16 protein-coding genes and 2 pseudogenes are annotated in these 12,963 nt (G+C 69.9%); 8 read left to right on the top strand and 10 right to left on the bottom strand.

The window, feature by feature from the left end; translation table 11 throughout:
* The 5 genes and pseudogenes from JWN68_RS05075 to JWN68_RS05055 form a co-directional block, all read left to right on the top strand.
* A pseudogene (locus JWN68_RS05075) lies at positions 1–395 on the top strand (LytR family transcriptional regulator); the annotation flags it as partial.
* Positions 392–1,258: a crotonase/enoyl-CoA hydratase family protein gene (locus tag JWN68_RS05070; protein WP_297735624.1), complete on the top strand. Its 867-nt coding sequence runs from the start codon at positions 392–394 to the stop codon at positions 1,256–1,258. The pseudogene JWN68_RS05075 and the gene JWN68_RS05070, both read left to right, overlap by 4 nt.
* 99 nt (positions 1,259–1,357) lie before the next feature.
* Positions 1,358–2,071 carry a PadR family transcriptional regulator gene (locus JWN68_RS05065; RefSeq protein ID WP_297735621.1) on the top strand — a complete coding sequence of 238 codons (714 nt, stop codon included), beginning with the start codon at positions 1,358–1,360 and terminating at the stop codon, positions 2,069–2,071.
* Positions 2,071–2,454 carry a DUF1707 domain-containing protein gene (locus tag JWN68_RS05060; protein WP_297735618.1) on the top strand — a complete coding sequence of 128 codons (384 nt, stop codon included), beginning with the start codon at positions 2,071–2,073 and terminating at the stop codon, positions 2,452–2,454. The genes JWN68_RS05065 and JWN68_RS05060 overlap by 1 nt, the downstream gene beginning before the upstream one ends.
* Positions 2,455–2,525: 71 nt before the next feature.
* A complete protein-coding gene (locus tag JWN68_RS05055) occupies positions 2,526–3,134 on the top strand; it encodes an NAD(P)H-dependent oxidoreductase (protein ID WP_297735615.1) in 609 nt (202 codons plus the stop codon).
* 12 nt (positions 3,135–3,146) lie between these two features.
* Here JWN68_RS05055 and JWN68_RS05050 read toward each other — a convergent pair whose 3' ends face one another.
* The 3 genes from JWN68_RS05050 to JWN68_RS05040 all read right to left on the bottom strand — a co-directional run bounded on the left by JWN68_RS05050 (position 3,147) and on the right by JWN68_RS05040 (position 6,025).
* Positions 3,147–3,800 carry a response regulator transcription factor gene (locus JWN68_RS05050; protein ID WP_297735612.1) on the bottom strand — a complete coding sequence of 218 codons (654 nt, stop codon included), beginning with the start codon at positions 3,798–3,800 and terminating at the stop codon, positions 3,147–3,149.
* Between the two features lie 62 nt (positions 3,801–3,862).
* A complete protein-coding gene (locus JWN68_RS05045; RefSeq protein WP_297735609.1) occupies positions 3,863–5,029 on the bottom strand; it encodes an acyl-CoA dehydrogenase family protein in 1,167 nt (388 codons plus the stop codon).
* 138 nt (positions 5,030–5,167) lie between these two features.
* On the bottom strand, positions 5,168–6,025 hold the full coding sequence (locus tag JWN68_RS05040) for a DUF6801 domain-containing protein (protein WP_297735606.1): 858 nt from the start codon (positions 6,023–6,025) through the stop codon (positions 5,168–5,170).
* Between the two features lie 112 nt (positions 6,026–6,137).
* On the opposite strand from JWN68_RS05040, the gene JWN68_RS05035 reads away from it, so the two are divergent.
* The gene (locus JWN68_RS05035) at positions 6,138–6,554 is read left to right on the top strand and encodes a CoA-binding protein (protein ID WP_297735603.1); all 417 of its coding nucleotides are present in this window, start codon (positions 6,138–6,140) and stop codon (positions 6,552–6,554) included.
* 32 nt (positions 6,555–6,586) lie between these two features.
* A pseudogene (gene arfB, locus JWN68_RS05030) lies at positions 6,587–6,970 on the top strand (alternative ribosome rescue aminoacyl-tRNA hydrolase ArfB); the annotation flags it as partial.
* Here the strand turns inward: arfB and JWN68_RS05025 are convergent.
* The 7 genes from JWN68_RS05025 to JWN68_RS04995 all read right to left on the bottom strand — a co-directional run bounded on the left by JWN68_RS05025 (position 6,960) and on the right by JWN68_RS04995 (position 12,398).
* On the bottom strand, positions 6,960–7,916 hold the full coding sequence (locus JWN68_RS05025; protein WP_297735597.1) for a Gfo/Idh/MocA family oxidoreductase: 957 nt from the start codon (positions 7,914–7,916) through the stop codon (positions 6,960–6,962). The pseudogene arfB and the gene JWN68_RS05025 overlap by 11 nt on opposite strands.
* A gap of 23 nt (positions 7,917–7,939) precedes the next feature.
* Positions 7,940–8,491, bottom strand: a complete 552-nt coding sequence (gene purE / locus JWN68_RS05020) for a 5-(carboxyamino)imidazole ribonucleotide mutase (RefSeq protein WP_297735594.1) — start codon at positions 8,489–8,491, stop codon at positions 7,940–7,942.
* Positions 8,488–9,645 carry a 5-(carboxyamino)imidazole ribonucleotide synthase gene (locus JWN68_RS05015; protein WP_297735592.1) on the bottom strand — a complete coding sequence of 386 codons (1,158 nt, stop codon included), beginning with the start codon at positions 9,643–9,645 and terminating at the stop codon, positions 8,488–8,490. The genes purE and JWN68_RS05015 overlap by 4 nt, the downstream gene beginning before the upstream one ends.
* A gap of 9 nt (positions 9,646–9,654) precedes the next feature.
* Positions 9,655–9,948, bottom strand: a complete 294-nt coding sequence (locus JWN68_RS05010) for a helix-turn-helix domain-containing protein (RefSeq protein ID WP_297735627.1) — start codon at positions 9,946–9,948, stop codon at positions 9,655–9,657.
* Between the two features lie 133 nt (positions 9,949–10,081).
* On the bottom strand, positions 10,082–10,999 hold the full coding sequence (locus JWN68_RS05005; RefSeq protein WP_297735589.1) for an adenylate/guanylate cyclase domain-containing protein: 918 nt from the start codon (positions 10,997–10,999) through the stop codon (positions 10,082–10,084).
* A 97-nt stretch (positions 11,000–11,096) separates the two neighbouring features.
* The gene (locus JWN68_RS05000) at positions 11,097–11,600 is read right to left on the bottom strand and encodes a PH domain-containing protein (RefSeq protein ID WP_297735586.1); all 504 of its coding nucleotides are present in this window, start codon (positions 11,598–11,600) and stop codon (positions 11,097–11,099) included.
* Positions 11,601–11,612: 12 nt separating this feature from the next.
* Complete coding sequence (locus tag JWN68_RS04995) at positions 11,613–12,398, bottom strand: biotin--[acetyl-CoA-carboxylase] ligase (protein ID WP_297735584.1); 786 nt, start codon at positions 12,396–12,398, stop codon at positions 11,613–11,615.
* 52 nt (positions 12,399–12,450) lie between these two features.
* On the opposite strand from JWN68_RS04995, the gene JWN68_RS04990 reads away from it, so the two are divergent.
* Positions 12,451–12,963, top strand: a 513-nt coding sequence (locus tag JWN68_RS04990; RefSeq protein ID WP_366519747.1) for a carboxyl transferase domain-containing protein, incomplete at its 3' end; no start/stop codon positions are given.

Genomic DNA, 12,963 nt, shown 5'->3' with positions numbered 1-12,963 from the left:
TGGGCTACGCCCGCTCGCGGCACACGTCGAACATCGGCGACATCGACCGGGTCAAGCACCAGCGCGAGGTGGTGGCCGCGGTCGGCAGGAAGGTCGTGTCGCCGTGGACCTTCCTCAACCCGTTCCGGTACTGGAACCTGCTCACCGCGGTCCCGGACTTCTTCGCCTTCGGCGAGGGCACCTCGGTGGTGCGGGCCGGCCAGTGGGCCTCGGCGATGACGCACGTCAACGGCGACAACGGCCTGAGCTGCGTGGTCCCGATCGCGGACCTCTCCGTGCACTGGGACCCGGCGCGCAGCAAGCAGATGTTCGACTACATCATCAAGGACCAGACCTCCGACATCTCCAAGAGCCTGTGCACCCCCACCGGCCTTCCCCAGGGAGCGACCCGATGACCTACGACACCCTCGACTGGTCGGTCGGCGCGGACGGCGTCGCCACGCTCACCCTCAACCGCCCGGACGCGCTCAACGCGTTCGACCTCACCATGGCCCGCGAGCTCGAGCGGGTCTTCCTCACCGACGCCCGCGACGACGCGGTCCGCGCCGTGGTGGTCACCGGAGCCGGACGCGCCTTCTGCGCCGGCATGGACCTGTCCGCCGACGGCAACGTCTTCGGTCTCGACGAGTCGGTCGACCCGACGCCGGAGGACCTGCGCGACCACCTGACCGAGGAGCCCTACCACTCGGGGATCCGCGACACGGGCGGCCGGGTGACCCTCGCGATCCACGCCCTGCCCAAGCCGGTCATCGGCGCCATCAACGGCGCCGCCGTCGGCATCGGCGCCACGATGACGCTCGCCATGGACATCCGGATGGTGTCGACGAAGGCCCGGATCGGCTTCGTCTTCGGTCGCCTCGGCATCGTGCCCGAGGCCTGCTCCTCGTGGTTCCTGCCGCGCATCGTTGGCACCCAGCAGGCGCTGGAGTGGGTCTACTCGGCCGACGTCCTGACTGCCGATGCGGCGTACGCCGGACGCCTGGTCCGATCATTGCACGAGCCCGACGACCTGGTGCCCGCCGCCCTGGAGCTCGCCCGATCCTTCGTGCGCGACCGCTCACCCGTCGCCCTGGCCCTGGCCAAGCGCCTGATCTATGCCGGCACGGCCGCCCCGCACCCGCTGGACATGCACATCGCCGACTCGCTGGCGATGTTCTACACCTCGACCGGTGACGGCAAGGAAGGCGTTGCCGCCTTCCGGGAGAAGCGCTCACCCTCCTTCACCGGCCGCGCCTCCGACCTGCCCGAGATCTTCTGAGCCGGTGGCCCTTGAACGAGCATCGTCGTCGGTCTACTATCGCGATATATCGCAATAGGTTGCCGATATCACGTCGATAGCACTCGAAGGAGCCCCATCATGGGACAGAAGAGCAACCCCTGGGACCTGCGGTTCCAGCAGCACGGCAGCTCGTGGCAGGGATGGGACGGGGCCCAGCGTGGTCGCCGGCCCGGTGGCGGTGGCCACGGCGGTCCCCCGCCGTGGGTCCAGGGCCTGCTCGGCTGGGGGATGCCGGGCGCAACGCCCAGCGCTCCCGGACCACGGGCCAGGCGCGGCGACGTACGCCTCGCGATCCTGTCCGTGGTCAGCGACGCCGTGAGTCGCAACGAGCCGGTCAACGGCTACCAGGTGATCCAGCAGATCGCCGAGCGCAGCGACGGCGCCTGGCGTCCGAGCCCCGGGTCGGTCTACCCGACGATCCAGCAGCTCCAAGACGAAGGTCTCGTGGAGGTCGACGACGAACGCGGCCGAAAGACCCTGCGCCTCACGGAGGAGGGTCAGTCGTACGTCGCCGCGCACCCCGGCGACCTCGAAGGCGTCTGGGCCCCGTTCCAGCGCGCGAGCCAGCGAGCCACCAGTGGGACGTCGGGAGACCTGAAGTCCGAGATCGGCCAGATGATGAGCGCCGTGTGGCAGATCGTCACCCAGGGCACCGACGGCCAGCGCAAGGCCGCGATCGGCGTCCTCGTGGACACCCGCCGTGCGCTCTACGGGATCCTCGCCGACGGAGCCGCTCCGAGCCAGGACGACGACGACAACGACGAGGCCCTCGACGACCCTCGGGACCTGTGATGGACACCCGGATCGGCGACGCGGAGCGGGAGGGCGCCACGACGAGGTTGAACAACCACTTCGCGGCCGGCCGCCTCGACCACGAGGAGTACGCCGAACGCCTCGACGCCATCTGGTCGGCCCGCACCCGGGCCGACCTCGACCAGCTCTTCTGGGACCTCCCCCACACCCCCGCTCCCGTCGTCGCAGCGCGGCCGGCCCCGGTGGCGCGCAGCGGGATGCCGACGTTCGTGCCGGTCCTCGTGATCGCGATCATCGTCGGGGTCGCCGTCGTCAAGAGCGCCCCTCTGGTCCTGCTCATCGCGGCGGTCTGGTTCGTCTTCCTGCGTCCGTCCCGCCGTCACACCCGGCACGGGCACCGCGGGACGAAAGCCTGTCGCTAGGGACTGGCCCCTTTCGGGTGGGTTGCACACTGGGATCGACATGCACGCACCACTGACCCGATAGGACTCCCATGCCCGACCTGACCGCCGTAGTGCTCGTATGCACCCTCAAGCCCTCACCTTCGGAGTCCAGCTCCTCGCTGATCGGGCAACAGCTGCTGAGCGAGCTCGAGTCACACGGCGTCGAGGGAGAGGTCATCCGGGTGGTGGACAGGAACGTCCGGTTCGGCGTCTCCACCGACGAGGGCGACGGTGACGGCTGGCCCGGGATCCGCGAGCGCATCCTTGCTGCGGACATCGTCGCCATCGCCACCCCCATCTGGATGGGGCAACCCTCGTCAGTGACGAAGATGGTGCTCGAGCGCCTTGACGCGGAGCTCTCGGAGACTGGCGCCGAGGGACGACTCTCGATGAGCGGCAAGACCGCCGTCGTGGCCGTGGTCGGCAACGAGGACGGCGCCCACCACGTGATCGCGGAGTGCCTCCAGGCCCTGAACGACGTGGGGTTCACCATCCCGGCCTCGGCCGGGGCCTACTGGGTGGGCGAGGCCATGCAGGCGACCGACTACCAGGACCTCGACGACACCCCGGAGAAGACGCAGCAGACGCTCACGACTGCCGCGACCAACGCGGTGCACCTGGCGAGCCTGCTCAGGACCAATCCCTATCCCGCAGGCTGACGGCGCGAGCGCTCACGCGCTGATCCCAGCGTCCTCGTCGATGACCGTCGAGCCGACATAGCCGTGGCGTACGCCCCACAGGACAGCCTGCGAGCGGGACTCGACGCCCATCTTGCGGTAGGCAGCGCGGATGTAGGACTTCAACGAGTTGATGCTGATGCAGGCCTGTTGGGCGATCGCCTGGTTGGTCATGCCCTGGGTGATCATCGAGATGACCTCGCCCTCGCGGGGCGTGAGGATGCCGTGCTCGGCGGAGACGCCCACCGTCGGCGGACGGTCTCCGAGGTCGACGACCTGGCGTCCGCGGTGGATCGACTCGAAGGCCGCGAGCAGACGAGCGGCGGACAGCTCCTTGGACAGGACGCCACTGGCGCCATGGGCCAGGGCGAGCTGGACGAGCTGTGGACGCGCGTTCCAGGTCCAGGTGACCAGACGCCCGTCGTGGGCGATCGGCGGAGCGGGCAACCCCGGCAGGTCGTGCACGCCGGCGAGGGTGTCGTGAAGGGTCAGGTCGACGTCCTTGGCGGGTATGCCACCGGGCGAGGAAACCACCACGACGCGGGATGCGTGCGGCGCCATGAGCACCGCGAGGCCGGCCGTCACGAGCTCGCACTCGTGCGCCAACGTCACCCGCACCGGCAGGCGATGGGGTTGCGTCACGGTCATGCGCCGGACCGTACCGGACTCAGGGATCAGCGCGTCAGGCAACGCGCCATCCCGGATCCGGCTCAGAGGTCGGACTGGATCCCGGCGAGGAGCTGGCGGGCCATCACGATCCGCTGGACCTGGTTGGTGCCCTCGTAGATCTGAGTGATCTTGGCGTCGCGCATCATCCGCTCGACCGGGTAGTCGCGCGTGTAGCCGTAGCCGCCGAGCACCTGGACGGCGTCGACCGTGACCTGCATGGCCACGTCGGAGGCGAAGCACTTCGCGGCAGCACCGAAGAACGTGAGGTCCTTGTCGCCGCGCTCGGAGCGACCTGCGGCGGCGTAGGTCAGCTGGCGGGCAGCCTCGATCTTCATGCCCATGTCGGCGAGCATGAACTGGAGGCCCTGGAACTCGGCGATCGACTTGCCGAACTGCTGGCGCTCCTTGGCATAGCCGAGCGCGTAGTCGAGGGCACCCTGCGCCACGCCCACGGCCTGGGCGGCGATGGTGACGCGCGTGTGGTCCAGCGTCTTCATCGCGGTGACGAAGCCGGTGCCGACGTCGCCGATGCGGCGGTCGTCGCTGATCCGCACCTCGTCGAAGTAGACCTCGCGGGTGGGCGAGCCCTTGATGCCGAGCTTCTTCTCCGGGGCACCGAAGGAGACACCCTCGTCCGACTTCTCCACGACGAAGGCGCTGATCCCGCCACGGGTCTTCAGCGCCGGGTCGGTGACGGCCATGACGGTGTAGAACTCGGACTCACCGGCGTTGGTGATCCAGCGCTTGACTCCGTCGATCACCCATTCGTCGCCGTCGCGCACAGCGCGGGTCTTCATCCCACCGGCATCGGAGCCTGCGTCGGGCTCAGACAGGCAGTAGGAGAAGCCGCCCTCGCCGGCGGCCAGCTTGCCGAGATACTTCGCCTTCAGCTCCTCCGAGCCGCTGATCTGCACCGGCAGCGAGCCGAGCTTGTTCACGGCCGGGATCAGCGACGAGCTGACGCAGGCACGGGCGACCTCCTCGATCACGATCACGGTCGCGAGGGCGTCGGCGCCGGCCCCGCCGTACTGCTCCGGCACGTGCGGTGCGTGGAAGTCGGCAGCCAGCAGCGCGTCGGCCGCCTCCTGCGGGTAGCGCGCCTCCTCGTCCACCGCTGCGGCGTACGGCGCCACCTTGGCCTCGCACAGGGCGCGCACTGCCTCGCGGATGGCCTGGTGCTCGTCGGACAGGGCGTAGAAGTCGGTCATGGACCCGATCCTACTTTCGGGTAACCGCAACCCGTTGATCGACGTCACCCCCCGGACGCCAGCACCGGCCGGCGTCCCTGCGGGACGCCGGCCGGCGGGTCTGCGTGCTCCTGCGACGCGAGCGTCAGGGCAGGAGGATCAGCCCTTGACCTTCACGAAGACCTTGGTCTTGCTCGTGCCCGTGTAGTCGTCCCCGAGGTACTTGACCTTGACCTTGTTGCTGGCCTGGGTGAGGAACTTCGCCTTGACCTCCAGCACGACGCGGCCCTTGGCGTTGACCACGCCCCTGGCGACGCGCTTGCTGCCGATCTGCGCGATGACCTTGCCGGTCGGCACCTCGTTGGGGGCGACGACCTTGACCTTCACCTTGGCCGGCATGCCGGCCTCGACGGCCCGCGCCTTTGCAGTGGTGATCGACTCGTTGTCGTCGATCGTCACCGAGCCCACCGAGGTGGGTGCGGCCGTGCTGTTGCACACGAACTCGGCGTTCTGGCCGCTGCCCAGGGTTGCGAGCAGCTTGAAGGTCGTCGGGGCGCTCACCACGTAGGTGCCGGCAGCCGGGGTGGTGAATGCCGCGTTCTTGCCGTTGATGTCGGCGGTGGACGTGCCGTTGCCGTTGTCCACGAACGCCGACGGGGCGACCGCCAGTGAGCCGGCGCCGACCGCGACGTCGCCGAGGGTCAGCTTGTAGTCGGTCATGTCGACCTTCGTGACGCCGAAGGCGGTGAACTTGCCCTTGTCGGCGTTGCTGATGGTGACCTTGTTCTTCACGTCGAGCAGGTCGGCCGGGACGTCGAAGCCCGCGGGCGCCGTCGGCGGCAGGGTCACGTCGGTGGCGACGGTGACGGGAACGGTGCCGGCGACGGCGTTGACGCAGAGGTAGCCGTTGGTCGCCACCCCAGCGTTGGCGGCCGGGGCGATGGCGAGTGCGCTGAACGCGAGCGCGCCGACGGCTCCGGCGGCGGCAATCTGACGAGGAAGTGCAGTGAGCTGCATACGGGTGATTTCCTTCGATCGAGTGGGAGGTCGGGCACTACGTCCGACCGACGCACCCCCTGTGACGTCGGCGACCCGACCGACCATACCTACGCGTCAGTACGATTGGGGGATGAACGCGGCCCGGCAGGACGACGACTCCGTTTCGCTCATGCTCGACGACCTGATCACGTGGGCGATCGTCGGTCTCTCCGACAACCCCGCCCGCACGGCCCACTCCATCGCCCTCCTCCTCCAGCAGCGCGGCAAGCGGATCGTGCCGATCCACCCGTCGGCGCAGACCGTGCACGGCGAGCAGGGCTACGCCACGCTGGCAGAGGTCCCGTTCCCGATCGACGTGGTCGACGTCTTCCGCCGCTCCGAGGACGCAGGCGAGTTCGCCGACCAGGCGGTGGCGATCGGCGCGAAGGCGGTGTGGTTCCAGCTGGGCGTCATCGACGAGGACGCGTTCGAGCGGACGACGGCCGCGGGCGTGGCGATGGTGATGGACACCTGCCCGGCGATCGAGTGGCGCAAGCGGGGCGTGTGAAGGTCCCGCCCGGTCCCGGCCTACCCGCCGGCCTGACCATCCCCGACAGCGACCTGGTCGAACGGTTCTCCCGCTCGCCAGGTCCGGGCGGCCAGTCCGTGAACACCACCGACAGCAGGGTGGAGCTGGAGCTCGACGTGCGTACGGCGACGTGCTTCTCGGACCTCCAGCGAGCGCGAGCACTCAAGCGCTGGCCAGACGGCGTGATCGCCATCGCGGCGTCCGAGCACCGCAGCCAGCACCGCAACCGGGCCGCGGCCCGCGAGCGGCTGGCCGACCTGCTCCGGGAGGCACTCGCTCCGCCTCCGCCACCGCGCCGTGCCACCAGGCCGACGCGGGGGTCGAAGGAACGACGGCTCAAGGCCAAGAAGGAACGCAGTCACATCAAGTCGATGCGGGGTCGGGTCACCGACTGACCTGCGCCAGCGCCTCCTCCATCACCCACTGCACGTCGACGGTGTCGGCCAGTGGCATGGTCGGCGACTCGAGGAGCCCCGCCGCCAGGCAACGGTTGACCTCGTCGATCTCGTGGCTGTAGCCGCGTCCTCGCACCGGGAAGTCGAGCGTCTCCATCCCTCCCCCGTTGTGCCGGACGACCAGCTCGGTCGGGTGGTGGAACCGGGGACCGATCTCGATGGACCCGCCCGTGCCCCACACGACGGCCCGGCCGGGGGTCTCCGTGGTGAGCGCGCACGCGACGGAGGCGCCTCGGCCATCGGCATACTGCATCGCGATGACGGCGCTGGCGTCGACGCCATTGGGGTAACGGGTCCCGGTCGCCGTGACGGCGTAGGGGGTGCCGAGGAAGTACTGGGCGAGCGAGATCGGGTAGACGCCGAGGTCGAGGATCGAGCCGCCCCCCAGCTCAGGGGCGAAGAGCCGGTGCTCGGGGTCGTAGTCGCGGAAGGCGCCGAGGTCGGCCTGGACCGCGATCACGTCACCGATGGCACCGTCGGCGACCATCGACGTGGCGGCGACCATCGCCGGCTGGAACCTCGTCCACATGGCCTCCATGCAGAAGACTCCGCGTGCACGCGCGAGGTCGACGACCTCCCGGGTGTCGGCCAGGGATCCGGTGAAGGACTTCTCGACCAACACCGGCTTGCCGGCCTCGATCGCCGCGATGGCGAGGGCGTGGTGCTGCGGATGTGGGGTCGCGACGTAGACCACGTCGACGTCGGCCGCGACCAGCTCGTCGTAGGTCCAGCCCTCCGCCACACCGTGCTCCGCGGCGAACTCGCGCGCGCGGTCCGCGGAGCGCGAGCCGATGGCCACGACCTCCGCTTCGGGCACGTGCGCGAAGTCCGCCACGAAGACCTCGGCCATCCAACCGGTTCCGGCAACTCCCCAGCGTGTCGTCATGCGCCGAGCCTAGGGCGGTGTGGTCAGAAGCCGGCCTTGCGTCGGGTCGTCGAGCTGGCGTCGCGCACGACGGACCCCTTGTCGTGGGCGGCCTGCTTGAGGTCGGCCTGGAAGGCCACCATCCGCTGGCGCAGGTCGGGGTCGGCGACGGCGAGGATGCGTACGGCGAGGAGGCCGGCGTTGCGGGCGTTGCCGATCGACACCGTGGCGACCGGGACACCAGCGGGCATCTGGACGATCGAGAGCAGCGAGTCCATGCCGTCGAGGTGCTTGAGTGGGACGGGCACACCGATGACGGGCAGGGGAGTGACCGCGGCCAGCATGCCGGGCAGGTGAGCCGCTCCACCGGCACCGGCGATGATCACCGAGAGCCCCCGGTCGGCCGCGTCGCGCCCGTAGGCCAGCATCTCGTCGGGCATCCGGTGCGCCGAGACGACGTCGGCCTCGAAGTCGACACCGAACTCGGCGAGGGCCTCGGTGGCCTTCTTCATCACCGGCCAGTCCGAGTCCGATCCCATGACAATGCCGACCCGTGGGGTCTGCCCGGTCGTCTGCCCGGTCATTGGGTCCGTCATTCGCTCTCGTCTCCTAGGTCTCCGCGGAACCACGCGGCTGCGTGGCGGGCTCGCTCCAGACAATCATCGAGGTCGTCGCCGTAGGCGTTCACGTGGCCCACCTTGCGGCCCGGTCGCAGGTCCTTGCCGTAGAGGTGGACGCGCAGGTGGGGGTCGCGCGCCATCGCGTGCGGCAGCCCGTCGAAGAGACGGCCGCTGTCGGTCGGCCCACCGAGGATGTTGACCATCACCGTCCAGCGAGCCCGCGGGGCGGGCGAGCCCAACGGGAGGTCCATGACCGCGCGCAGATGATTCTCGAACTGGGACGTCACCGCACCGTCCTGGCTCCAGTGACCGGTGTTGTGGGGGCGCATCGCGAGCTCGTTGACCAGGATCCGGCCGTCGGTCGTCTCGAAGAGCTCGACGGCGAGGATGCCCGTGACGTCGAGCGCACCGGCCAGCCGCAGCGCGATCTGCTGCGCCTCGCCGGCCAGTGCGGGTGCCAGGTCGGGCGCCGGCGCGACCACCTCGTGGCAGACACCGTCCAGCTGCGTCGAGGCGACGACGGCGTAGGCGGCCGCCTGGCCCGACGGAGAGCGCGCCACGAGGGCGGAGAGCTCGCGGCGGAAGTCGACGAGCTCCTCGGCGAGGACCTGCACTCCGGCCGCTGCGGCAGTCTCGAAGGCGAGGTCGGCTTCGGCGAGGTCGCGCACGACCCACACGCCCTTGCCGTCATAGCCGCCCCGCGTGGTCTTGAGCACGCACGGCAGGCCGAAGGACTCTACGTCAGCGCGCGTCGCCACGACGGCGTTGCGCGGGCACGGCACGCCGAGCTCGGCGAGGCGCTGCCGCATCACGGCCTTGTCCTGGGCGTGAACGAGGGCCTCGGGCGCGGGACGTACGGCGATGCCGTCGGCCGCGAGTGCCCGCAGGTGCGCGATCGGGACGTGCTCGTGGTCGAAGGTGACGACCCGGCAGCCGGCGGTGGCCTCGCGGAGCGTCGGCAGGTCGGCGTAGTCCCCCACGATGTGGTCGGGGATCACCTGGGCGGCTGAGACGCCCGGCGCCTCGGCCAACAACCGGAGCGGCAGTCCGAGCCCGATGGCCGGCTGCGCCATCATCCTGGCCAGCTGGCCGCCGCCGATCACGGCGAGGGTCGGTGCGCGCTCGAACACAGGAGCAGACTAGGGCCAGGGCGGCTGTTCGCCGTACCTAGGGCCAACCGCTCCGGCCTCGAACCGGAGACCCACGCCACGGACGGTCTTGATGAGCTCCGGGGCGCTGGGGTCGTCGTGGAGCTTGCGCCGCAGCCAGCCCAGGTGCACGTCGATCGTCTTCGAGGATGACCAGAAGCTGGTCTCCCAGACCTCGAGCATGAGCTCGGCACGGGTCACCACTTGGCCCGCTCGCCGCATGAGCGCATGAAGCAGATCGAATTCCTTGCGTGAGAGCTGTAGCTCCCGATCCGCCCGCCACACCCTGCGCGCGTGCGGGTCCAAGCGAACATCCTGAACCGACAGCACGAGCACAACGTAGGGATCCCGAACCGGGCACAAGACCCGATCGGTCAAAGTCGGACCCACCGGGCTAGTCCAGCACCCGAGCGAGTCGTCAGCGACGGCGTACGGCGACGGGTTCGACGAGGCCGAAGCCGCGCAACGGCCGAGCAGGCAGCCGACGCGTCTCGAAGTCCTCGGCGGGCAGCAGGTCGGCGGTCGTCTGGTCGATGATCAGCCGGTTGCGCCGGGCCACGGCGGTGAGGCGGGCGGCCATGTTCACCGGTGGCCCGAACACGTCGCCCAGACGCGGGATGACGGCCCCGGAGGCCAGTCCCACCCGGACGTCCGGCATGCGCGCATCGCGACCGATCACGGTGATGATGCCCTCCGCGACGGCGACCGCTGACGCGGGATCGGCGATCACGAACAGGACGGAGTCGCCCAGGCTCTTGATGATCCGGCCGCCGTGGACGGAGACCACGTCGTGGCAGCGGCCCTCGAACTTCTCGACCAGGTCGCCGATCTGCTCGCGGTCCATCTCGTTGGACAGGGCCGTGAAGGAGACCAGGTCGGCGAAGCCGACGGTGACGTCGACCGTGTGGAGGTCCTCGTGGGCGGCTCCCATGGCCTCCATCCGCGCGACGGACGCGGCCAGGTGGCGGCGCCAGGCATAGACGAGCATCGCCTCGAAGGGCCCCCGCAGCTCCTCGATGAGGCGGAGCGCCGAGCCGACCCGCGAGCCGGTGGAGTGCTCCCCCGCCTCGAGCTCCTCGACCCGTCCGGCGAGCGCGGCGACCTCCCAGTCGGCCAGTCGCGACATCGTCTGGCCCACCCCGCGGGTCATGTTGACGGCCATGTCGAAGTCGACGGCTCCCGAGTCGACGATGCTCATCAGGGCCCCGACGGCGTCGGCGTCGACCCCGCTGAAGGCGTGCTCGTTGCCCATCTCCGGGAACCCCAGGGCGCGCCACAGGCGTCGGGCCTGGTCGATGGTGATGCCGGTCTCGGCGGCCACCTGGGCTGCCGTCATGGTGGGCGACTGCCCGAGCACCGCCAGATCGAGCCGCTCAGGGACCGAGATCTCTCCGTCGGGTCGCCCCGGCTTCGAGCTCAGAGGGCGTGGACGCTCACGTGCCATCGTCGGACCGGTGCGAGGTGGACAACTTGTGCAGCTCCTCGGCCACCTGCAGCTGCACCTTCTCGACGTGAGGGATGTCCGAGATCAGCACGCGTCCGTCCGTGCTCGCGTCCGACACGATGAGGGTGCCGCAGCCGAACATGCGGTCGATCACCCCGATCTCGTAGTCGACGCCGCTGATCCGGTTGAGCGGGATGGTCCGGCCTTCCTTGGCGACCAGCCCCGACCGCTTGATGAAGCGGCGGTTGGGGAAGGTGTAGGTCGTGGTGAGCCAGTCGATCAACGGCCGCACGCAGAACCAGATGACGATGACGGCAGCAACGACACCGGCGCCGACCCCCAGCACGGTGGAGTCGGTGAGGGTGGACAGGAACAGCAGGGCCGCCACCACGACGAGCAGGATCAGGCCAGGACCGATGAGGGCCTTGAAGTGGGTGCGGGTGGATACGACGATGTGCTCGCCGTCGTTGAGGAGCTTCGTCGGGTAGGCCACGCGGTGATCATGTCACTGCTGGGGGCGTACGTGTATGACATCACCCGCACCCACCGTCAACGTCCCGTCCGCGGTGCTCACCACCAGGGCGCCCCGGTTGTCGATGTCGAGGGCTTCGCCACGGCGGACCTCGTCGGCGGGCAGGTGCAACTCCACCTCGCGCCCCAGCGTCGAGCACACGTCGGCATACGCCGTGCGCAACGCCTCCGGGTCGTCGAGGAGGCCCTGCAGCCCGTGGAGGGAGCCGAGGACCTGGCCGAGCAGGTCGGTGCGGTCCACGGGTTCGCCGGTCTCGAGCTCCACCGAGGTGGCCAGGGCGACCGGCAGCTCGTCCAGGGTCTGCGCGACGTTGATCCCGATGCCCACGACCGCGGCGGGGCCGGTCGGGGTCTCGATGCGCTCGACCAGGATGCCTGCGACCTTGCACTCCTCGACAAGCACGTCGTTGGGCCACTTGAGGCTGATGTCGGGGAGCCTGTCTGCGAGCGCCGCCTGCACCGCGTAGCCGGTCAGCAGCGGCAGCCACGGCCAGTCGTTCGCCGGGACGTCGGGACGCATCAGCACCGAGAAGGTCAGCGAGGTGCGCGCCGGGGCCTCCCAGACCCGACCGAGCCGACCGCGTCCCTGGGTCTGGTGCTCGGCCGCGACCACCAGTCCGTGCTCCTCGCCCGCCCGCGCCCGGTCGGCGACGAGCGCATTGGTCGACGGCGTGCTCTCGATGATCTCGAGACGCCACCCCGGTGGGACGGCGACGCGGGCCGGATCGAGAGCTGGGCGCGGTGCCGGGGCAGGAGTCATGGGCACTAGATTGGCCGACGAATCCCAAGGAGGCCACTGAGTGAGCGCACAGGTGCAGCCCGGCGAGGGCACCGACGTCCCCGACGACATCGACATCCACACGACCGCAGGCAAGCTCGCGGACCTGGAGCGACGGCTCGACGAAGCCGTGCACGCGGGGTCCGAGAAGGCGATCGAGAAGCAGCACGCGAAGGGGCGCAAGACGGCTCGCGAGCGCATCGCGATGCTCTTCGACGAGGGCTCGTTCGTCGAGCTCGACGAGCTGGCACGGCACCGGTCGACGGCCTTCGGGCTCGAGAAGCGGCGCCCGTACGGCGACGGGGTGGTCACCGGCTACGGCACGGTGGACGGTCGCCAGGTCTGCGTCTTCTCCCAGGACTTCACCGTCTTCGGCGGCTCGTTGGGCGAGGTGTACGGCGAGAAGATCACCAAGGTGATGGACCTCGCCATGCGGACCGGCTGCCCCATCGTCGGCATCAACGAGGGCGCGGGCGCACGCATCCAGGAGGGCGTCGTCTCGCTCGGTCTGTACGGCGAGATCTTCCGGCGGAACGTGCACGCCTCG

The organism is Nocardioides sp., assembly GCF_025964975.1.
Lineage (GTDB): Bacteria > Actinomycetota > Actinomycetes > Propionibacteriales > Nocardioidaceae > Nocardioides.
Note: the sequence above shows the minus strand (reverse complement) of the source record. Positions and strands in the feature narration are given on the sequence as shown.

What these genes read in the sequence shown, in the direction of transcription:
- JWN68_RS05070 (WP_297735624.1), top strand. Translation starts at nt 392, where the DNA reads ATGACCTACGACACCCTCGACTGGTCGGTCGGCGCGGACGGCGTCGCC.
- JWN68_RS05065 (WP_297735621.1), top strand. Translation starts at nt 1,358, where the DNA reads ATGGGACAGAAGAGCAACCCCTGGGACCTGCGGTTCCAGCAGCACGGC.
- JWN68_RS05060 (WP_297735618.1), top strand. Translation starts at nt 2,071, where the DNA reads ATGGACACCCGGATCGGCGACGCGGAGCGGGAGGGCGCCACGACGAGG.
- JWN68_RS05055 (WP_297735615.1), top strand. Translation starts at nt 2,526, where the DNA reads ATGCCCGACCTGACCGCCGTAGTGCTCGTATGCACCCTCAAGCCCTCA.
- JWN68_RS05050 (WP_297735612.1), bottom strand. Translation starts at nt 3,800, where the DNA reads ATGACCGTGACGCAACCCCATCGCCTGCCGGTGCGGGTGACGTTGGCG.
- JWN68_RS05045 (WP_297735609.1), bottom strand. Translation starts at nt 5,029, where the DNA reads ATGACCGACTTCTACGCCCTGTCCGACGAGCACCAGGCCATCCGCGAG.
- JWN68_RS05040 (WP_297735606.1), bottom strand. Translation starts at nt 6,025, where the DNA reads ATGCAGCTCACTGCACTTCCTCGTCAGATTGCCGCCGCCGGAGCCGTC.
- JWN68_RS05035 (WP_297735603.1), top strand. Translation starts at nt 6,138, where the DNA reads ATGAACGCGGCCCGGCAGGACGACGACTCCGTTTCGCTCATGCTCGAC.
- JWN68_RS05025 (WP_297735597.1), bottom strand. Translation starts at nt 7,916, where the DNA reads ATGACGACACGCTGGGGAGTTGCCGGAACCGGTTGGATGGCCGAGGTC.
- purE (WP_297735594.1), bottom strand. Translation starts at nt 8,491, where the DNA reads ATGACGGACCCAATGACCGGGCAGACGACCGGGCAGACCCCACGGGTC.
- JWN68_RS05005 (WP_297735589.1), bottom strand. Translation starts at nt 10,999, where the DNA reads ATGACGGCAGCCCAGGTGGCCGCCGAGACCGGCATCACCATCGACCAG.
- JWN68_RS04995 (WP_297735584.1), bottom strand. Translation starts at nt 12,398, where the DNA reads ATGACTCCTGCCCCGGCACCGCGCCCAGCTCTCGATCCGGCCCGCGTC.